The 20,089-nt window shown below is 26.2% G+C and carries 20 protein-coding genes and 1 tRNA gene; 10 read left to right on the top strand and 11 right to left on the bottom strand.

Annotation, left to right across the window (positions count from 1 at the left end; translation table 11 throughout):
* Together H0H73_RS01410 and H0H73_RS01405 are read right to left on the bottom strand one after the other, a co-directional pair.
* Positions 1-1,404, bottom strand: coding sequence for a dicarboxylate/amino acid:cation symporter (locus H0H73_RS01410; protein WP_185852435.1), 1,404 nt, complete (start codon positions 1,402-1,404; stop codon positions 1-3).
* A gap of 60 nt (positions 1,405-1,464) precedes the next feature.
* Positions 1,465-1,535, bottom strand: a tRNA-Gln gene (locus tag H0H73_RS01405).
* 119 nt (positions 1,536-1,654) lie between these two features.
* On the opposite strand from H0H73_RS01405, the gene rpsP reads away from it, so the two are divergent.
* Positions 1,655-1,993, top strand: a complete 339-nt coding sequence (gene rpsP, locus H0H73_RS01400) for a 30S ribosomal protein S16 (protein WP_185852434.1) — start codon at positions 1,655-1,657, stop codon at positions 1,991-1,993.
* Here the strand turns inward: rpsP and truB are convergent.
* The 3 genes from truB to gyrB are packed head-to-tail and all read right to left on the bottom strand — an operon-like array spanning position 1,990 to position 5,453.
* Positions 1,990-2,700, bottom strand: a complete 711-nt coding sequence (gene truB / locus H0H73_RS01395; protein ID WP_185852432.1) for a tRNA pseudouridine(55) synthase TruB — start codon at positions 2,698-2,700, stop codon at positions 1,990-1,992. The two genes, rpsP and truB, sit on opposite strands and share 4 nt — an antisense overlap.
* The gene (locus H0H73_RS01390) at positions 2,697-3,488 is read right to left on the bottom strand and encodes an undecaprenyl-diphosphate phosphatase (RefSeq protein WP_185852430.1); all 792 of its coding nucleotides are present in this window, start codon (positions 3,486-3,488) and stop codon (positions 2,697-2,699) included. Before H0H73_RS01390 ends, truB begins: the two co-directional genes overlap by 4 nt.
* 42 nt (positions 3,489-3,530) lie before the next feature.
* Entirely contained in the window at positions 3,531-5,453 is a 1,923-nt protein-coding gene (gene gyrB, locus H0H73_RS01385) for a DNA topoisomerase (ATP-hydrolyzing) subunit B (protein WP_185852429.1), read from the bottom strand.
* Positions 5,454-5,503: 50 nt separating this feature from the next.
* Between gyrB and argH the strand changes: the two genes are divergently transcribed.
* Entirely contained in the window at positions 5,504-6,892 is a 1,389-nt protein-coding gene (argH, locus tag H0H73_RS01380; protein ID WP_185852427.1) for an argininosuccinate lyase, read from the top strand.
* Here argH and trmD read toward each other — a convergent pair.
* Complete coding sequence (gene trmD / locus H0H73_RS01375; protein ID WP_185852426.1) at positions 6,870-7,535, bottom strand: tRNA (guanosine(37)-N1)-methyltransferase TrmD; 666 nt, start codon at positions 7,533-7,535, stop codon at positions 6,870-6,872. The two genes, argH and trmD, sit on opposite strands and share 23 nt — an antisense overlap.
* An 87-nt stretch (positions 7,536-7,622) precedes the next feature.
* Here trmD and der point away from each other — a divergent pair, with 87 nt between their 5' ends.
* The 3 genes from der to H0H73_RS01360 all read left to right on the top strand — a co-directional run bounded on the left by der (position 7,623) and on the right by H0H73_RS01360 (position 11,990).
* On the top strand, positions 7,623-8,951 hold the full coding sequence (gene der / locus H0H73_RS01370) for a ribosome biogenesis GTPase Der (RefSeq protein ID WP_185852424.1): 1,329 nt from the start codon (positions 7,623-7,625) through the stop codon (positions 8,949-8,951).
* Between the two features lie 40 nt (positions 8,952-8,991).
* Complete coding sequence (gene ruvA, locus H0H73_RS01365) at positions 8,992-9,591, top strand: Holliday junction branch migration protein RuvA (protein WP_185852422.1); 600 nt, start codon at positions 8,992-8,994, stop codon at positions 9,589-9,591.
* Between the two features lie 95 nt (positions 9,592-9,686).
* Entirely contained in the window at positions 9,687-11,990 is a 2,304-nt protein-coding gene (locus H0H73_RS01360; protein ID WP_185852493.1) for an inorganic phosphate transporter, read from the top strand.
* Here the strand turns inward: H0H73_RS01360 and H0H73_RS01355 are convergent.
* Positions 11,979-13,016 carry a long-chain-fatty-acid--protein ligase gene (locus H0H73_RS01355; RefSeq protein WP_185852420.1) on the bottom strand — a complete coding sequence of 346 codons (1,038 nt, stop codon included), beginning with the start codon at positions 13,014-13,016 and terminating at the stop codon, positions 11,979-11,981. The two genes, H0H73_RS01360 and H0H73_RS01355, sit on opposite strands and share 12 nt — an antisense overlap.
* Positions 13,006-13,515, bottom strand: coding sequence for a CvpA family protein (locus H0H73_RS01350; protein WP_185852418.1), 510 nt, complete (start codon positions 13,513-13,515; stop codon positions 13,006-13,008). The genes H0H73_RS01355 and H0H73_RS01350 overlap by 11 nt, the downstream gene beginning before the upstream one ends.
* 26 nt (positions 13,516-13,541) lie before the next feature.
* On the opposite strand from H0H73_RS01350, the gene H0H73_RS01345 reads away from it, so the two are divergent.
* Both H0H73_RS01345 and pheS read left to right on the top strand, forming a co-directional pair.
* A complete protein-coding gene (locus H0H73_RS01345; protein WP_185852416.1) occupies positions 13,542-13,904 on the top strand; it encodes a hypothetical protein in 363 nt (120 codons plus the stop codon).
* A 2-nt stretch (positions 13,905-13,906) separates the two neighbouring features.
* Positions 13,907-14,890, top strand: a complete 984-nt coding sequence (pheS, locus tag H0H73_RS01340; protein WP_185852415.1) for a phenylalanine--tRNA ligase subunit alpha — start codon at positions 13,907-13,909, stop codon at positions 14,888-14,890.
* Here the strand turns inward: pheS and rlmB are convergent.
* Both rlmB and H0H73_RS01330 read right to left on the bottom strand, forming a co-directional pair.
* A complete protein-coding gene (rlmB, locus tag H0H73_RS01335) occupies positions 14,887-15,636 on the bottom strand; it encodes a 23S rRNA (guanosine(2251)-2'-O)-methyltransferase RlmB (protein WP_185852413.1) in 750 nt (249 codons plus the stop codon). The genes pheS and rlmB overlap by 4 nt on opposite strands.
* Positions 15,637-16,009: 373 nt before the next feature.
* Positions 16,010-16,273 (bottom strand): YtxH domain-containing protein, encoded by a 264-nt coding sequence (locus H0H73_RS01330; RefSeq protein ID WP_185852412.1) that lies wholly within the window; start codon positions 16,271-16,273, stop codon positions 16,010-16,012.
* Positions 16,274-16,371: 98 nt separating this feature from the next.
* On the opposite strand from H0H73_RS01330, the gene murB reads away from it, so the two are divergent.
* Both murB and H0H73_RS01320 read left to right on the top strand, forming a co-directional pair.
* On the top strand, positions 16,372-17,394 hold the full coding sequence (gene murB, locus H0H73_RS01325) for a UDP-N-acetylmuramate dehydrogenase (protein ID WP_185852410.1): 1,023 nt from the start codon (positions 16,372-16,374) through the stop codon (positions 17,392-17,394).
* Between the two features lie 112 nt (positions 17,395-17,506).
* On the top strand, positions 17,507-18,325 hold the full coding sequence (locus H0H73_RS01320) for a purine-nucleoside phosphorylase (protein WP_185852408.1): 819 nt from the start codon (positions 17,507-17,509) through the stop codon (positions 18,323-18,325).
* 11 nt (positions 18,326-18,336) lie between these two features.
* Here H0H73_RS01320 and H0H73_RS01315 read toward each other — a convergent pair whose 3' ends face one another.
* Positions 18,337-19,353, bottom strand: coding sequence for an Mrp/NBP35 family ATP-binding protein (locus H0H73_RS01315; RefSeq protein WP_185852407.1), 1,017 nt, complete (start codon positions 19,351-19,353; stop codon positions 18,337-18,339).
* A gap of 88 nt (positions 19,354-19,441) precedes the next feature.
* Between H0H73_RS01315 and H0H73_RS01310 the strand changes: the two genes are divergently transcribed.
* Positions 19,442-20,089 (top strand): 4'-phosphopantetheinyl transferase family protein, encoded by a 648-nt coding sequence (locus tag H0H73_RS01310; protein ID WP_185852405.1) that lies wholly within the window; start codon positions 19,442-19,444, stop codon positions 20,087-20,089.

Genomic DNA, 20,089 nt, shown 5'->3' with positions numbered 1-20,089 from the left:
TTACAAATCATTTTCACTTTTGACATAATCTAACATTTTTTTGTCATCGAATTCCCCTTCAGAACGAGCAATTACACAACTTGCTAATCCATTTCCTATAACATTTACGGTAGTCCTAGCCATATCCATTAATTCATCTATTCCTATAATAGCTAATATAGGCCAAGTCGGTAATCCAAAAGAAGCCACAGTAGCTAAAAGAATTACTAAAGATGCTCTAGGCACTCCAGCAACTCCTTTACTTGTTAAAATTAACGTAAGTCCTATAAATATTTGTTGACTAAAACTCAAAGGAATCCCAGATGCTTGTGCGACAAAAACAGTTGCTAAAGATAAATAAAGAGTAGTCCCATCTAAATTAAAGCTATAACCTGTAGGAATTACAAAAGCTAGAATTTTTCTGGGAACACCTAATTTTTCTAAATTTTCCATAAGTAAAGGTAAGGCGGATTCTGAACTTGTAGTCGCAAACGCAAGTGATACAGGTTCAGTTAATGCTTTTACGAACCCTTTTAAAGGAACTTTAATCCAAAAAAGAATAGGAAGTAAAACAACTATCAAAAAAATTAGTAAAGCAATATAAAGAGTCAATAATAACTGAAATAAATTATATAAAATATCCAATCCCATATGTCCTACTGTATAAGCGATAGCAGATCCCACTCCTATAGGAGCAAAATACATAATAAGTTTAGTAAACTTAAACATGATTTCTGAAAGACTCTCTGCAAACAGTAATATAGGACTTCGTTTTTTATCTTCTAAGAAAACCATGGATATACCAAATATAACGGAGAATACCACTATAGGTAATACATCTCCATGATATATAGATTTTATAAAATTTTCCGGAAATACATGAATAATTGTGTTTTGCCAAGTTCTACTTTCTACTTTTGGTAATTGTTGTTCCGTTATTCCTGAAGGCATAACAATACCCACTCCAGCTTGGGATACATTAATCGCAATAAGACCAATGAACAAAGCTAAAGTTGTCACCACTTCAAAATAGAGTAAAGATTTCCATCCCATGCTTCCTAATTGTTTAATATTAGAATGACTTGCTATTCCAACTACCAAAGTTGAAAATAATATTGGAGCAATGATAGTCTTAATCAATCTTAAAAAGATTTGAGATAAAAATCTTAGTTCCACAGCAACTTTTGGGAGATCTAATCCCATTTCTATTCCTATAATAATGGATAATAAGATCCAAGTAGTTAAATCTTTTTTCATAAAAGAATACAATATGAAAATAGATATTACGAAACATCTTAATATGCAAAGAGTAAATTTATCCAATCCTAATAAGGATTTTGATAAATGAATAAAGACATATGCTAAAACACTTAAAAAAGCTATTAATAAAACTTTTTCTTTTTTTATATTCATTCCAATACTCATTTTGTTCTTTAAAAGAATCCAACCGAAAAATACTAGACCAAACCAAATATGGCAAGGGAACAGACCCGTAGGGACTCGAACCCCAACTAACAGAACCAAAATCTGCTGTGCTACCGTTACACAACGGGTCTACAGAAAAATGTAAATATATACCATTTTTTTTCAAAAACATGATAATTATATCTAAATTTGGGCTACTTTACTCTAAAAAACCTTAAAAGGTTTCATATATAATATAAATTTATTAATTATGTCCGTAAAAATTCGTTTAAAAAGAATTGGAAAAAAACATAGACCTATTTATCATATAGTTGTAGCTGATTCTCGGGCTCCACGAGATGGAAAATTTATTGAAAAACTAGGAACTTATAATCCTCATACAAATCCACCTTCAACTGTATTAAAAATGCAGAATGCTGTCTCCTGGTTAATGAAAGGGGCACAACCTACCAATACGGTAAAATCCATTTTTTCTAAAACCGGGATATTATTGAAAAAACATTTATTAGAAGGAGTAAGAAAAGGCGTATTAACTAATGAAGAATACCAAAAAAAATTTCACACATGGTATAAAAAATATAAAATTTAGTTTAATAAGTAACATGAAAATTCTTTTGAAATATTTAATTTTGTGGAAGCGCAATTCGTATCCATAGAAAAATTTCCAATTCGTTCTCTTCTCAAAGAAAGTATATAAGCTCCGCTTCGAAGCGCTTTACCAAAATCTTGGGCTACAGATCGTATATAAGTTCCTTTTCCACATTCTATAAAAAATTTTATGTATGGAATTCCTATTTTTAAAATATGAAATTTATAAATTATTATACGTCTAGATTTGATCCCTATTTTTATTCCTTTTCTAGCATATTCATAGAATCTTTTTCCTTTTGTTTTTAAGGCAGAAAAATATGGAGGATATTGATCTATTTCTCCCAAAAATTTTTTAGATATTTTTTTAATCAATTGAGGAGTAATATGCGATATAGAAGAAAAATTATGCTCTTCTGTTTCTGAATCAAAAGATAAGGTTTCACAACCTAATTTCATTATACCTGTATAAACTTTTTTGAAATTTTGAATTTCATTTGTTTTTTTAGTGTATTTTCCTGTGAGGATAATTAATAAACCTGTCGCAAAAGGATCTAAAGTTCCTGCATGTCCGATTTTTAAATTTTCTTTTGTATCAGTGAGAATAGAACTTTTTATTTTTTTAACAACGTCAAAAGAAGTCCATCCCCATGGTTTATCTACTAACAATAGTTTTCCATTTTTTAATTCTGATAAATTTTTAATCAAAATTTTCCAATTGGTTTTATTAAATAATGTACAATAAGAAAAAAAGTTCCTAAAATAATTCTATAGTATCCAAACAATTTAAAATTCTTTAAATATTTTATGAAACATTTTATAGCTATTATTCCAGTGATAAAAGATACTATATTTCCTAATAACAATAATTCTATATCTTTATATGTAAAAGAATTTAATTGAAAATAATAGTCAAATAATTTTTTACATGTAGCAATTCCAATAACAGGGACAGATAAAAAGAAAGAAAATTCAATAGCTTTTATTTTATTCACATTTTGTAACATACAAGCAACAATGGTCGTTGCACTTCTAGACACTCCTGGAATTAAAGCCATACATTGAAATAATCCAATAATAAAAGCTTTCCAATAAGTAATACTATTTTTTCTATTATAAAAATTTTTTTCATAAAAAGTTTCTACTTTCAAAATAACGAATCCTCCTATCAAAAGAGAGAAAGCGACTATTAGTGGTTTATCTAAAAAAAAATTTGTGATTTTGTTCAATAAAAAACCAAGAATTCCTACAGGAAAACTAGCTATAAAAATTTTTAGATAAAAATCCAATTTTTGGAAAAAAAATTTGTTTCTATACAAAAAAATTACAGATAAAACAGATCCAAATTGAACAGAAATAAGAAATAAATTTGTGATTTTATTTTCCAGGATTCCCATTATATTAGACGCAAAAATCATATGTCCTGTAGAAGAAATAGGAAAAAATTCTGTAATTCCTTCAATAATCCCCAATAGGATTGATTGAATATAATTCATAACAATATGATCGATTTTACTTACTTAATTAAACAAAAAAAACTAAACATCAATTTTTGCATATATCGCATTTTGTTCTATAAAATTTCTTCGTGGAGGAACTTCATCTCCCATAAGAATAGAGAAAATTTTGTCTGCTTCCGAATAATCATCTATATTCACTTTACGTAAAGTTCTTTTTTTTGGATTCATCGTAGTTTCCCAAAGTTGTTCTGCATTCATTTCTCCTAATCCTTTGTATCGTTGTATATTTACTGATTTCCTTCCTCCTAATTTATGTGTAATGTTTTCTCTTTCTTGATCATTCCAAGCATATTGATAATAATTTCCTTTTCGAATGAAATAAAGTGGAGGTGTAGCAATATAAATATGTCCTTTTTCTATTAAAGGTTTCATATAACGAAAGAATAATGTTAAAATTAAAGTAGAAATATGGCTTCCATCTATATCTGCATCTGTCATAATAATAATTTTATTATATCTAAGTTTTTTTATGTTTAAAATTTTTTTGTCTTCTTCTGTTCCAATAGAAACTCCTAAAGAAGTAAATATATTTTTTATTTCCTCATTTTCAAATATTTTATACTGCATGGCTTTTTCAACATTGAGTATTTTCCCTCTTAAAGGTAAAATAGCTTGAAAATTTCTATCTCTTCCTTGTTTAGCTGTACCTCCAGCAGAATCTCCTTCTACTAAATAAATTTCACAGCTTTCTGGATTATTGAAAGAACAATCCGCTAATTTTCCAGGTAAAATACTACTGATAGAAGTCTTTTTCTGTATTAATTCACGAGCCTTTTTAGCGGCTTGACGGGCTTTAGCTGCTAATATAATTTTATCAATAATTTTTTTCCTATCACCAGGGTGTTCTTCTAAATAATTATACAACGTTTCTCCCACAATTTTGTCCACAATGCCTCCTACTTCATGATTACTTAATTTTGTTTTAGTTTGCCCCTCAAATTGAGGTTCCATCACTCTAACAGATATAATAGCCGTAATTCCTTCTCTAAAATCATCTCCAGTTAATTCTATTTTATTAGATAAAATACCATATGCATCTACATATTTTTTAAACGTCCTTGTTAATGCTCTTCTGAAACCGGAAAGATGAGTTCCTCCTTCATAAGTATTTATGTTGTTTACATAAGAAACAATTTTTTCTTTAAAAGAAGTATTGTATTGCATTGCTATTTCTACAATAGTATTGTCTTTTTCTCCTTCAATAAAAAGGATATTCTTTGTTAAAGATTCCTGATTTTGATCTAAAATTGGGAGGTATTCTTTTAATCCATTTTTAGAAAAAAAATGTTCTTTTATATTTTCTCTTTCGTCTTTTAAAAATAAGTATAGACCTTTGTTTAAAAAAGATAATTCTTTTAATCGATTAGCTAATATTTCATAATTATATATAATGGAATTAAAAATAGAATGATCAGCAAGATAAGAAATTTTTGTTCCTTGCATATTAGTTTCCCCTAAACATTTTACAGGATAAAGGGCTTTTCCTTTTAAATACTCTTGTTGATAAATTTTTCCATTTCGATAAATTGTTACTATAAGTTTTTGAGATAATGCATTGACACAAGAAATTCCTACGCCGTGTAATCCTCCAGAAACTTTATAAGAATTTTTATCAAATTTACCACCTGCACCAATTTTAGTCATAACGACTTCCAAAGCCGATTTACCTTCTTTTTTGTGAATGTCTATTGGAATACCACGACCATTGTCAAGTACAGTGATAAATCCATTTTTATGAATAGTAAGCCATATTCTATTGCAAAAACCAGCTAAAGCTTCATCAACAGAATTATCTATGACTTCGTTAACTAAATGGTGTAAGCCTCTAATTCCAATGTCTCCAATATACATGGAGGGTCTGAGTCGAATATGTTCAATTCCTTCAAGAGATTGAATACTATCTGCTGTATAATCTTTTATTGTATTACGTTTTTTATTCATATATTTTACATAAAATTTTATAGTTTTAAAGATAGAAAAAATATTATTCCGTGAAAATTTGGGAAAAAAAAACGAATTTTAGTTTCAATAAAGAAATCGAAAATTTTACTTCAAGTAAGGATTCAAAAATAGATTTGCTTTTAGCACCACATGATGTTATAGGAACCATAGCTCATGTAATTATGTTGAAAAGTATAGGATTATTAAATAAAAAAGATTTAAAAATTTTAATTCAGGAGTTGCGGAACATTTATGTTCACGAAATTTTGAAGAATAATTTTAAGATCGATGAAGGAATAGAAGATATTCATTCTCAGATAGAATTTTTGTTAACCAATCGTTTAGGAGAAGTAGGAAAAAAAATACATAGTGGGAGATCCAGAAATGATCAGATTTTGGTGGATTTGAAGCTTTTTATTCGTACAGAAATCAAGGAAATTGTATGCATGGCTTATTCTTTTTTCGATTTACTATTAAAATTAAGTGAACAACATAAAAACATATTAATGCCTGGTTATACTCATTATCAAATAGCGATGCCTTCTTCTTTTGGACTTTGGTTTGCTGCATATGCAGAAAGTTTAATAGACGATTTTCTATTAATACATACCGCATATCGTATTGTAAACAAAAATCCTTTAGGTTCCGCTGCAGGTTATGGATCTTCTTTCCCTTTAAATCGAAAAATGACAACCGATTTATTGGGGTTCGAAAATTTAAATTATAATGTAGTGTATGCTCAAATGGGACGTGGAAAAATGGAAAGAATCGTTTCAGAATCTATTGCTTCTTTGGCAAGAACTTTAAGTAAAATGGCACAAGATATTTGCTTATATTTAAGTCAAAATTTTAATTTTATTAGTTTTCCTGATCATCTTACGACCGGATCTAGCATTATGCCTCATAAGAAAAATCCAGATGTTTTTGAGATTATACGAGCTAAATGTAATAGAATAACATCGTTACCTAATGAAATTTATTTGATTTCTTCTAATTTATGTTCAGGATATCATAGAGATTTTCAGATCATTAAAGAAAGATTTATTCCAATTTTTGAAGAAATGAAAAAATGTTTTTATATGTTTAAATATATGTTGAATCATATCATAGTAAAAAAGGATATTCTTCAGGATGATAAATATCAATACTTGTTTAGTGTAGAAGTAGTAAACAAGCTTGTTATTGAAAAAGGATATTCTTTTAGGGAAGCTTATCAAAAAGTTGGTTTAGATATCCAAAATGGATGTTTCAAACCCTTTACTCAGGTTTGTTATTCTCATGAAGGAAGTATAGGAAATTTGTGTAATACACAAATTAGAAATTTAATGCAAGATCTAATCAAAGAATTTGACTTTGATAAAATAAATAAAGTTATAGAACGATTAATTTATAGTGAAATTCATTTTGACGGATCCTCTAAGAATCCAATTTTCGTTTGAATTGCATTGATTTTTTATTCAACCAATCTTTTATTTTCTTATGATGCCCAGATAAAAGTATTTTTGGAACAGACCATCCTTTATAAACTACTGGACGAGTATAAATAGGAGGAGCTATGAAGGATTCATTTTGAAAAGAATCTGTGAGAATGGAATCCTGGTTTTGTATTACTCCAGGTAACAATCGAACTATAGATTCTACAATAACAGCAGCAGCTAGTTCCCCACCAGATAAAATATAATTTCCAATAGATATTTCTTTGGAAATTAAGTGTTCTCTAATTCTTTGATCAATTCCTTTATAACGGCCACAAAGAATGATAATATTTTTTTTATCAATTAAATATTGAGCATATTTTTGTGAAAATACCTTTCCATCAGGAGTCATAAAAATTTTTTCATCATAATTTCTTTCTGATAAAAGATTGTAAAAACACTGATATACAGGCTCTATTCTAATTACCATTCCTGAACCACCTCCATAAGGATAATCATCCACATTTTTTCGTTTTCCTAAACCATATTTACGCAAATCATGAACATGAATCTCAATTAAACCTTTATTAATTGCCCTTTGAATAATAGAATGGGAAAAAGGACTATGAAGAATTTCAGGCACTATACTGACAATATCTATACGCAACGTATTATTTTTTTGTTAATATACACTTTGATAATCTAAGAATGAAACTAATGAAAAAATTCTACCTTTGTGAATAATTTATTAACAATGAATTATATCGTATCTATAGTAGGAAGACCCAATGTAGGAAAATCAACTTTGTTTAATCGTCTTGTAGGAAGAAGAAAAGCTATTGTTCATGTAACAAGTGGAGTGACAAGAGATCGTATTTATGGAAATTCAGAATGGAATGGAATCAAATTTTCTATAGTAGACACTGGTGGTTTTTCTATTTCCAAAAAGGATGAACTTGAAAAAGAAATCAAAAACCAAATTTTGATAGCTATCAAAGAATCTGATGTTATTTTATTTTTAGTAGATATAAAAATAGGAATATTAGATGCAGATAGAGAAATTTCTAAAATATTAAGAAAATGTCAAAAAATAGTTTTATTAGTCGTAAATAAAGTAGATAACGGAAGATCTATATATTCTGATACAGATTTTTTCTGTTTAGGGTTTGTAAAATGTTACTGTATATCAGCTATAAATGGGAGTGGAACGGGGGAATTATTAGATAAATTAATAGAAATATTCAAACAAGAATTATTTAAAAAAAAAGAAAAAATATTGGAAGACGAATTCCTTCCTCGTTTTTCAATAATAGGAAGACCCAATGTAGGAAAATCAACTTTAATTAATTCTTTTCTTAATAAAAACCATCATATTGTGACAAATATTTCGGGTACGACCAGAGATAGTCTAGATGTATTCTACAAAAAATGGGAATATGAATGTATTTTAGTAGATACACCTGGAGTCAGAAAAAAATCAAAAATCAGAGATAACATTGAATTTTATTCTACGTTGAGAACGTTTAAAACAATAGAATATGCGGATGTTTGTCTTTTAATGGTAGATGCAGGTTGTGGATGGGAAAAACAGGATATGAATATTTTTAGATTTGTGGAAAAAAATCATAAAGGTATTATAATTCTTATTAACAAATGGGATTTATTTCATAATAAAAATTCTTATACACGACAAGATTACGAATTTTTTATAAGAAAAAAAATTTATCCATTTTATAATGTTCCCATTCTTTTTATATCCGCTAAAAATCAAGATGGAATACATAATATTCTTCCCATGGCTTATCAGGTTTTAAGATCCCGTAAAAACAGATTAAAAACGAATATTTTAAATAAAATTATGTTACCAATTTTTAAAAAAAATCCTCCTACTCCTAAGAAAAAAAATAAATTTATAACTATAAAATATTGTACTCAATTGCCTTCATGCACGCCAAAATTTATTTTTTTTTCTAATTTTCCTCAATACATAAAAGAATCTTATAAAAGATTTGTTGAAAATAAAATTCGTTCTCATTTTGATTTTATAGGAGTCCCCATACAAATTTTTTTTAGAAAAAAATAACTTTTTAATATTTATTTATTATCTATTTATTGATAATATCGTGATAACACACTTAAGAGGAAAGTTAACAGAAAAAAATCAATCTTATTTCATCATAGATTGTCATGGAATTGGATATCAGATTCATATATCCTCATATACCTATTCTTCTTTATTAGAAAAAGAAGGAAAAAATATTTTCATATATACTTATCTTTTTATCAAAGAAAATCAACATGTTTTGTATGGTTTTTCTGAGAAAAAGGAAAGACAAATGTTTTCTCATTTGATATCCGTGAATGGAATAGGGCCAAGTTCTGCTATCATGTTATTATCTTCTATGACTCCATATGAAATAGAAAAATCTATATCTAAAGAAGATATAAAAATGTTTAACAAAGTTAAAGGAATTGGGCCAAAAATAGCTAAAAGAATTATTATTGAACTAAAAGATAAAATTGAAATTCTTCCTAAACAAGGAAAAAACATAAAACAACTATTGGAACATACACCTTATTTAATAAAAAAAGAAGCTTTAAGTGCTTTGAGTGTGCTTGGTTTTTCTCCTCAAGAATCTAAAAAAGTTTTGGATGATATTTTGGATGAAAACCCAGAATTTTCTTTAGAAAATCTCATAAAAGAATCTTTAAAAAAATTGTAAAATCATAAAAATTATTCACTATTTATAAAAAAAACAAACCCTAATAATATACTTTTGTTTCTTTCGTGAATTCAATAATAATAATACCTCTTATTATGAAACTTTTTTATCCCTCAATTATAGTGGTTCTTTTTTTCTTATCTATATTTGATCTTATTGTTGGTTTAATTAATGATGCCGTTAATTTTCTAAATTCTGCTATTGGATCTCGAGTTGCTTCTCGGAGAACTATCATGATTTTTGCTAGTTTAGGTATTTTATTAGGAGCTTTTTTGTCTAGTGGAATGATGGAAGTAGCAAGAAAAGGAGTTTTTGATCCTTCTTATTTTTATTTTTCAGATATTATTTTTATTTTCTTATCTGTAATGATATCCGATATTATTTTACTGGATATTTTTAACACTTTAGGTTTACCTACTTCAACTACAGTATCTATGGTTTTTTGTTTATTAGGAGCCGCTTTCAGCATAGCCATGATAAAAATGACTTCTCCATTAAATAATGAACCCTTTCATCATTTAATTCTATACATTAAAGCGGAAAAAATATTCACCATTAGTCTAGGTATTTTTTTATCTATTATTATTTCTTTTACTTCCGGTGCTTTTATTCACTATTTCATTCGTTTTTTATTTAGTTTTGAATATGAAAGTAGATTAAAATATGTAGGAGTAATATGGAGTGCCATTTCATTGAGTTGCATGACTTATTTTCTTATTATCAGAGGATTGAATAGTACTTTACAGGGTGTAATTAATGAAAATTTAACAGGATTTCCCTTTTTAATTCAACATTTCATAAAATGGATTCACCATAATTTTTTTATCTTTTTGCTGATCTTATTTTCAACGTGGACTATTATAGCAAAGATCTTTGTTTATTTAGGATATAATATATTAAAATTTGTCGTACTATATGGGACTTTTTCTTTAGCTATGGCTTTTGCAGGAAATGATTTAGTCAATTTTATCGGAATTCCTATAGCTAGTATACAATCTTATAATATATGGAAAGAATCGGGGAGTCCCCCTGCTGAAAAATTCAATATGAAAAGTTTGTCTGGAAATGTAAAACTCCCATCTTCCGTTTTAATTTTTTCAGGAATGATTATGATATTCACTCTTTGGTTTTCTAAAAAAACAAAAAATATCACGAGTACAGAAATTAATTTAAGTAGACAAAATGAAGGGCCGGAAAAATTTTTATCCAATTCTTTTTCTAGAGGTATTGTACGATTTTTTTTATATTTAGGAAATCATTTTTTTAAATTGTTTCCTAAAAGACTTCTGGTTAAAATAGAAAAAAACTTTAAACAAAAAAAAACACAAAAAGAAGAAAGCGTTGCTTTCGATTTAGTTAGAGCTTCTGCCAATTTAACTATCTCCAGTATATTGATATCTATAGCTACAGTTCAAAAACTCCCATTATCTACCACTTTTGTTACTTTTATGGTATCTATGGGGACTTCTCTTTCAGATAGAGCATGGGACAGAGAAAGCGCTGTTTATAGAGTGTCAGGCGTATTAAAAGTTATAAGAGGATGGTTTTTAACAGGTTTCATTGCCTTTACTATGGCAGGGATAACGGCTGCCTTTTTATACTTTTTTAAAGTATGGGCTTTATCTTTTCTTATTTTTTTGATTTTATTTCTTTTTTACAGAAGTTATAAAAACTATAATAAAATGCAAGATCAAAAAATAGAAGAAAAACCATTTTTTGGAATAGTGAATCTAACTTTAGAAATCACTTTAAATAAAACCTTTGATATTCTAAAACCAATACTTGAATATATTGAAAGTATTTACAAAAATAGTATAGAAGGAATTACTCAAGAAAATTTAAAAACTCTTCAAGAGAGTCGAAATAATTTTTTAAAAGTAAAAGATAATTTTACGAATATACATAACTCTTTAATTAGAGTAATTAGAAAAACAAAAAATCGAGAACCGATTGCTGGAATCCTTTATCTTCAGATATACAACAAAACTAAAGAAATTATTGAATCTTCAGATATTATTACAAATCATACATTGTTTCATGTGATCAATAGCCATAAACCTTTAAAGTATCAACAAAAGAAGAATTTACTAACGCTTGAGCATCTTATGATTGAACATTTCAACATAATCAAAAGAATAACAATAGATAGAAATTGTAAAAAAATTCAATTTCCTTGTTCTATACAAAATAAAATTATAAAAAAAATTGAAGAGCAAATGAATCAACAAGTAAGGGGAATTATACATAAGAAATATGGAACAAAAAATACTTTTTTGATGTTAGATCTTCTTTTAGAATCAAAAAAAATAACGGAAAATATAGAAGATATCATTATATTATATCACGACGCATTATCCCATATTTCATCCAAAAAAGACGCATCTTTTTTAGCTTTCTAGAAAATGGGTGGTCATAATATTACATCCTCGCATGTCTGAAAAGTCCATTCTTCCTAATACTTCGAATTCATTTTCATTGATTTTTTTACCCAAATCTTGGGTAGAAATAAAAGGACAAGATAAATAATTCGATAAATCGATGATATCAATCCCTCCTATTTTATTATTATATACATGTATAAAAGGATCTTCAGGATCTCTTATATATATTTTCATCCAAGGAGGGCATTGAAATATACCGTTTTTTTTTGCATATGCTTGAGAAAGCAATTCTGTCATTCCATATTCTGAATGAATTTCCTTTACGCAAAAAAAATTTTTTAAAATATTGTGTAATTCCTCTCTAATGATTTCTTTTCTTTGTCCCTTCATTCCTCCTGTTTCCATAATTATGACTTTTTTTTTCTCTTCCTTTTTTTTCCTCCTAAAAGGAGCCAGATGATTATATTTTTCTATAAAATACAATAAAGAAAAACTCAGTCCAAAAATGAAAATATTTTTATTATTTTTATTATAAATAAGATGTATATCTTTATAATTATTATAGGGATAAGGGACAAAACAACTTCCATTTTGATAAGTTTTTTGTATCAAATACTTGACCATATAAATTAAAGAAGAATCCTTTATATCTGTAGGAAAAAATCCTAAAAACTTAAATTTTTCTATTGGACCATAAAAGAACTCAAAACTTTTTCTAATACTCTCAATATAAACACTCAAATTTTTTACATAATGTTTACTTTTTATATCAGCAGTAGTCCCACTACTGGTAAAAATGATATCGTAACAATCCCCTGTACTTTTTTTTGTATTACTACTCAAGACACGATGCGTTCTAAAAAAAGAAATAGGTAAAAAAGGAATTTCAGAAATATTTTTGATTTCAAGTGGATTTATCTCTAAATATTGAAGATAATTTTTATAAATTTTGTTATTTTTAATTTGATAATGGAATATATCCCATGTCAAATTATCAAATTCTTTTTTTGATAATATAGAAAAAATCCTTTTTTTAAAATTCATAAAATTTAAAATATAATTCTTTTAATTTATTCAATAAAGAATCTTTTTGATAGAAAAAAAATTGAAATCCTTTTTCAAAGGAATTATTGAAAAAATTATAAGGAAATAGATCTATTTTTTTATTTGCTTCTTTTAGTAAAAGAATACATATTGAAAAACAAAAAAAATATTTCATCATGCCTAATATTCCCCCACCTAATCTATCTATAGGTTTCATCCATGTGATAATCATTATGAATTCTATTATTTTTTTAGTAATAAAAGCTATAAATATAATAGAAAAAAATGAAATTATTATAGAATAAATTATATATTTATATGATTTATTGTCTTTTAAATATACTTCTTTTAATATTTTTTGAAAAAAATCAAATATATAAAAACCTTTTAAAATTAAAATGAAAAATATCATAAATATGAATAATTGAGAAATTAATCCTTTTTTATATCCATGATATCCTCCATATAAAACCAGAATTATAATAATTATATCTAACATAACTATTTTTTAATATACTAAATCAAATGAAAAAAAAATTTATGCAACAATTTCATATTAATTGGAATAAAGTCATGTCATATATACAAAATAATTTTTCTATAGAAGGGAAAATTGATATAATTGGAATTATTTATATAATAGGAATTCAAGAATTAGGAAAAGGAAAGAATCAATTTTTCAATAAAGAAGATAAAATCAATATTCTACATATTGCAATATGTAGAATATTAGAACCTTTTGGTTATTATTTTTTTACTGGAAGAGATAAGGAAGGATGGCCTCATTATATATTGAAAAATAAGATTCCTTTTAATCAGGAAGAACAATTATTTTTAATTAAAAAAGCTATTATTCGTTATATGAACGACGAAAATATTATGGAATAAATATGGATAAAAAAATAGATCAAATTAAAGAAGAAATCAAATGTTTTCACATAAAAACATATAATGATTTAGAAATATTCAGAATTAAATTTTTAGGCAAAAAAAAGGGAAGTTTAACCATTTTATTTAAAGAATTAAAAAAAATTCCCATTCAAAAAAGAAAAACTTATGGAAAAATTATTAATGAATTAAAAAAAGAAGTTAAAAATAAAATAAATATTTTTTATTCAAAAAATGAAATTCCTAATAATAAAGGACTACAATTCGATCCTACTATACCGGGAAAATCGATAGAAACCGGATCGAGACATCCCCTCTCTATTATAAAAAACAGAATCATAGATCTTTTTATGAAAATTGGATTTACTTATGTGGATGGCCCTGAAATAGAGGATGATTGGCATAATTTTACAGCTTTAAATATTCCTATTTTTCATCCATCTAGAGATATGCAAGATACATTTTTTTTATGCAAAAATCCAGATGTTTTATTGAGAACACATACTTCTTCCGTGCAAATACGGTATATGAAAAAACATAGTCCGCCCTTTCGGGTATTATCTATCGGAAAAGTGTATAGAAATGAAACCATTTCATCACGTTCCAATTTCATGTTTCATCAAGCGGAAGGATTTTATATAGACAGAAAAGTCTCTTTTTCTGATTTGAAACAAACGATTCATTATTTGATTAATTCTCTTTTTGGAGATGCAAAGATTCGATTTCGTCCTTCTTATTTTCCTTTCACAGAACCTAGTGCTGAAGTAGATATCTATTGTGATAGTGAATGGCTAGAAATCATGGGTTGTGGAATGATAGATCCACAAGTTTTGAAAAACGTAAATATTGATTCAGAAATTTATTCTGGATTTGCTTTTGGATTGGGAATCGAACGTTTATCTCTAATAATTTACCGAATGAAAGATATTAGAATTTATTTTGATAATGATATTCGTTTTTTAAAACAATTTAAAAGTGAATTTTAGATTGATATTTTTCTTTGTCTGAATATCTCATATAGAATAACACCACAAGCTACAGATACGTTTAAAGATGAAATTCCTTTTATTGATGGAATTTTTGCTTTTTCATAGGAACTTTTTAAATACTTTGAAGAAATTCCTTTTTCTTCATTTCCTAGTATTAAAGCTACTGGTCCTGAAAAATCAATATTGTACCAATATATATCGGATTTTTCTGTAGCAGAAACGATTTTCAATCCAGAATTCGTTAAAAATTCTATTGTGTTTAATATATTTTTTTCTTTACATATTGGGACTTTAAATAAAGCACCTGAAGAAGTTTTTATAGAATCAGATCCAATCATAGCTGTATCTTTTTTTGGAATAATGATTGCGTCTACTCCTGCACATGCAGCAGTCCGTATTATAGATCCAAAATTTCTTACATCTGTAATTCGATCTAGAATGATCAAAAGTGGATTTTTTCCTTTTTCATAAAATATAGGAAGCAAATCTTCTATATGATAAGTTTCTATGGGAGAAAGAACAGCAAAAACCCCTTGATGATTTTTATTTTTAAATTGATAAAATTTTTGTTTCGAAACAGCTTGAATCGGAATATGTTCTTTTTTGGAAAGATTTATTAATTTTATGTAAGCATTTGATCCTTGTCTCAATCCTTTTTGAAAAAAAAGCTTTCTAATGTTTTTTTTAGCTATAATCGCTTCGATTAATGGATGTATCCCATAAACGATTTCTAATTTTTTCATAATACCATAATATATTTATTTTTTATTATCAAAAAATTTAATAAAAGATTTATTAAATAAATTTTTGATAATGAATCGTGTAATATCTCTACCAAAATAAAATATGATAATAAAAATTAAAAGATATAAAATAGTTAGAATTCCAAATCCTATAACATAATTTCCAAAATAAAAAGAAAGGAAAAAACATAAAGAAAGACTTGCTAAAAAAAAAATAATAATGCAAAATATCAATAATATAAAATTCAAAAATACCTCTGTCATGATGGAAATTAGTATTTGAATGACTTCATTTCTAAAAATGCACCATTTTTTATGGATAAAATTTCTAATAAAGATGAACATTTTAAAAGAATGAAAAACTTATTAAATTTTAAGTTCCTAATTCATCTTCTACTTGATCTATTTTCTCTATTTTATTTTTTTTCCACTTAGCATCAAAATTTGATTTAATCTTATGCACTTTTTTTCCAATTTTTTTACCAATTTCCTGTAAATTATCTCTTAGTTCTTCTGTTTTTTTTTCTAATATATTTTTGATTTTTTCCTCTTTTCTTGGAGTTAATATCATTCCCATTATTAACCCAGCCATGGTCCCCAAAATAATTCCCCAAAAAAAACTTCCTACTTTTTTCATAATAACAATTTTATATTTTTACTTTTACTATGGATAAATTTAATCATACAATATTTACGTACAAAATTGTATTTATGTATTTATGAAATATTTTTCACATGTTCATTAAAAAACACTTTTCTCTAAAAAAATTTAATACATTTGGAATAAATGTTTATACTCGTTATTTTGTAGAAGTGAAAAGTATAGGAGAAATTCAAAAAATTTTTGATATATATCCATACATTTCAAAACTTTTTTTAGGAAATGGAAGTAATATTCTTTTTTTAAAAAATTATTATCCAGGATTAGTAATGAAAATGGGAATAAAAGGAAAGAAAGTGATAAAAGAAAATGATGATCAAGTCATTGTTCAAGCTTATGCTGGAGAAAATTGGAATGAATTTGTAAACTGGACGATCAAAAAAGGATTTATCGGATTAGAAAATCTATCATTTATTCCTGGTACAGTTGGAGCTGCTCCTATTCAAAATATTGGAGCATATGGAGCAGAAGTAAAAGACTCTTTGATAAAAGTACAAGTATATGAAATAGATAATAGGAAAATAAGAGAATTTACACGTGAAGAATGTAAATTAAAATATCGTTATTCTTTCTTTAAGCAACCTCATTATAAAAATAAATTTCTTATTTTATCTGTTTTTTTTCTTTTGAAAAAGAAATATAAACAATTAAATACATATTATGTGGAAATTCAAGAAGAATTAGAAAATATGAATGTTAAAATACCTACTATTCACGATTTAAATCAGGCAATTTTTAATATTAGACAGAGGAAACTTCCAAATCCAAAAAAAATTGGAAATGCTGGTAGTTTTTTTATAAATCCTACAGTAGGAGTGTTGGATTTTAAAAAACTCAAACATCAATATCCTACTATTACAGGTTATAAGATTTCTAATAAAAAAGTAAAACTATCTGCTAATTCATTAATTGAGAATATAGGATGGAAGGGTAAAAAAATTGGAAATGTAGGAGTATATGAAAAAAAACCTATTATTTTAGTAAACTATGGAAAAGCTACTGGAATGGATATATATTCTATTTCAGAAACAATAACGAAGAACATAAAAAAAAAGTTCGGTATTTCTTTATCTACAGAAGTAGATTTCATACAATAAGTCAAAATGACTAAAATAAAATGATAAAAAATAAATAATGAAACAATTTACCTTTGTTTTATTTTTCCCTTTTTATTGGGATGTTCTATTCGTGTAACTTGAATTTGTATCAATGACTATAACTTTAGAAAAATCAAAACAATACATACAAAACAAAATAAAAGAAAAACCTGATTTTGGAATTTTATTATTAGGAAGTCAATTTGAAAAACTGATGGAGGAAATCAAAAATCCTATATGCATTTTATATGAAGAAATTCCCCTTTTTTCTAAAAAAAATTTGTATGGAAAATTTTTATTCGGTAAGATAGAAGATAAAAATGTGGTTTGTTTAAACGAACCTTTTTATGAAGAAAATATAAGAAACAATTTTCCTATTGTATTGTGTAAAAATATAGGAATAGACAAATTAATATTGATTAATATTTCTGGTGGAGTCAATCCAAATTACAAAATGGGAGATGTAATGTTAGTTAAGGATCATATTAATTTTTTTCCAGAAAGTCCTAATACAAAAGAATTTATAAAGAATAGATTTTTTGAAATCACAGAACCATATGATAAAAAAATGATAGAAATTGCAGAAAATATCGCGATGAATCATAATATCATTATTCAGAAAGGAGTATATGTAGCTTATCCTTATCCTAATTATAAAACCTGTGCAGAATATGCTATGATACGATCTATGGGAGGGGATAGTGTAGGCATGAATATAGTAACAGATGTCATAACAGCCAGATGTATGAATTTACGAGTATTTGCTATATCCATTGTGATGGGATTATATGAACAACTTAAGGATAATAATGGACATAATTCAGATAAAATAAATTTTATGAATCCATTTTTTTATAATTATAAAGAAACAGAAAAATCTATATCTCTCCTAATATTAATAGTAAAAGAATTTATAAAACTTTGTTTATAAATAAATAATATTTATTCATGCAATTGATTGATAATATTTTTCGTAATGTTTAGAAATATATTTCTAATATTCTCGTTTTCTAAAACGACAGGTATTCCTAAATCTGAATATTCTCGTATTTTTTGTAACATAGGAATTTCTCCAAGAAAAAAAAGATTCATCTCTTTGGAAAAATCTCTGACTCCATTTTTTCCAAAAAAAAAACATTTTTCTTTAGTTTTTTTTGAAGACAAATAAGACATATTTTCTATAATTCCAAGTATGGGAACATAAATAGATTGAATACGAAACATTCCTACAGACCGATTTACATCTGATAAGGCTATCTTTTGAGAGGTACTTACTATAACAATCCCTTTTAATGGAATTTCTTGCAAAAGAGATAAATGAATATCCCCTGTTCCTGGTGGTAAATCTACAATTAAAAAATCTAATTCTCCCCAATTAGTTTCATGCATAAATTGTCTCAAAACTTTAGTTACCATGGGGCCTCTCCAAACAATAGCCTGTCCATATTTTGAAAAAAACCCTATAGATAGAATTTTTACTCCATAACTAGTAATAGGATTTATAATTCCATTTTTATGTTGTAATCTTGCAGATTTATTTTCAATATTAAACATTAATGGAATAGATGGCCCATATATGTCTGCATCTAATAATCCAACATGAAAGCCCATATGACCTAGAGAAACAGCAATATTTGTTGCTATTGTAGATTTCCCTACTCCTCCTTTTCCAGAAGCTACAGCTATTATATTTTTTATTACAGGTTTTATTTTTGTATATGATTTTATTTCTGTTTCTGTTTTTATGCGTATTGTATCTGAAATATTTTGACTTCTTATAGATTGGGTAATATCTTTAATGAGTTTATTTTTTAAATGCATAGCAGGATTGGATAAATTCAAATGGATTATTATTTCATTATTTAATAAATCTATTTTTTTTACCAAACCAGATTCTATAATATTTTTATTATCAATAATAATAACATTTTTTAACGCTTTTTCAATTTTTTTTTTCATACATGCATCATATATTAATGTTAATTATGAATACTATTCACAATAGTACAAAAAAAATGGATAGATTTAAAGAAATTCTAAAAATAGAATGAATTTTTGTACCTATAAGTTTCATAACTTTCATACGATGATCATAGTTTTTAGATGGAAACAGTTTTTAGAAACTATGTTTTTAAGAAAACTTTTTCTTTCAGATAAAGAAAAAGTATTTTTTTTATCATTATCAGAAAAAAGAAAAAGAGAATTTTTAAGTATACGTTATGTTTTGAGATATATAGGAATAAAAATAAATATTTTTTATAATGAAAAAAGAAAACCTTTTCTTTTTCTTCCTGAAAGAAAACATATTTCTTTCAGTCATTCTTTTGAAAAAAGAGCTATAGCTATAAGTTCTTATCATATAGGGATAGACATAGAAAAACTACGAAAAGATAAAAAAATATTGAAAATAAAGAAAAAATTTATTAGAGATGATGAATCTATTTTTATTCATCCAAATTATGAAGAAGATTATTTGCATATTATATGGGGAATCAAAGAAAGTTTATATAAACTAGAAGGAGGAATTTTTTATAGTTTTTTAGATCATTATAAAGTTTCTCCTTTTTCCCTTAAAAAGGATTCTTGTGTGTCATGCTGGATTATAAAAAATACCTATAGCAAACGGTTTTCTGCTTTCTATAGAAAAATAGAAGAACATTACTTAGTTTATATTATAGACATAGACGATAAATAA

The sequence above is a fragment of the Blattabacterium cuenoti genome (assembly GCF_014251335.1).
Taxonomy (GTDB): domain Bacteria; phylum Bacteroidota; class Bacteroidia; order Flavobacteriales; family Blattabacteriaceae; genus Blattabacterium; species Blattabacterium cuenoti_G.
This window is presented reverse-complemented; position numbering and strand designations above follow the sequence as displayed.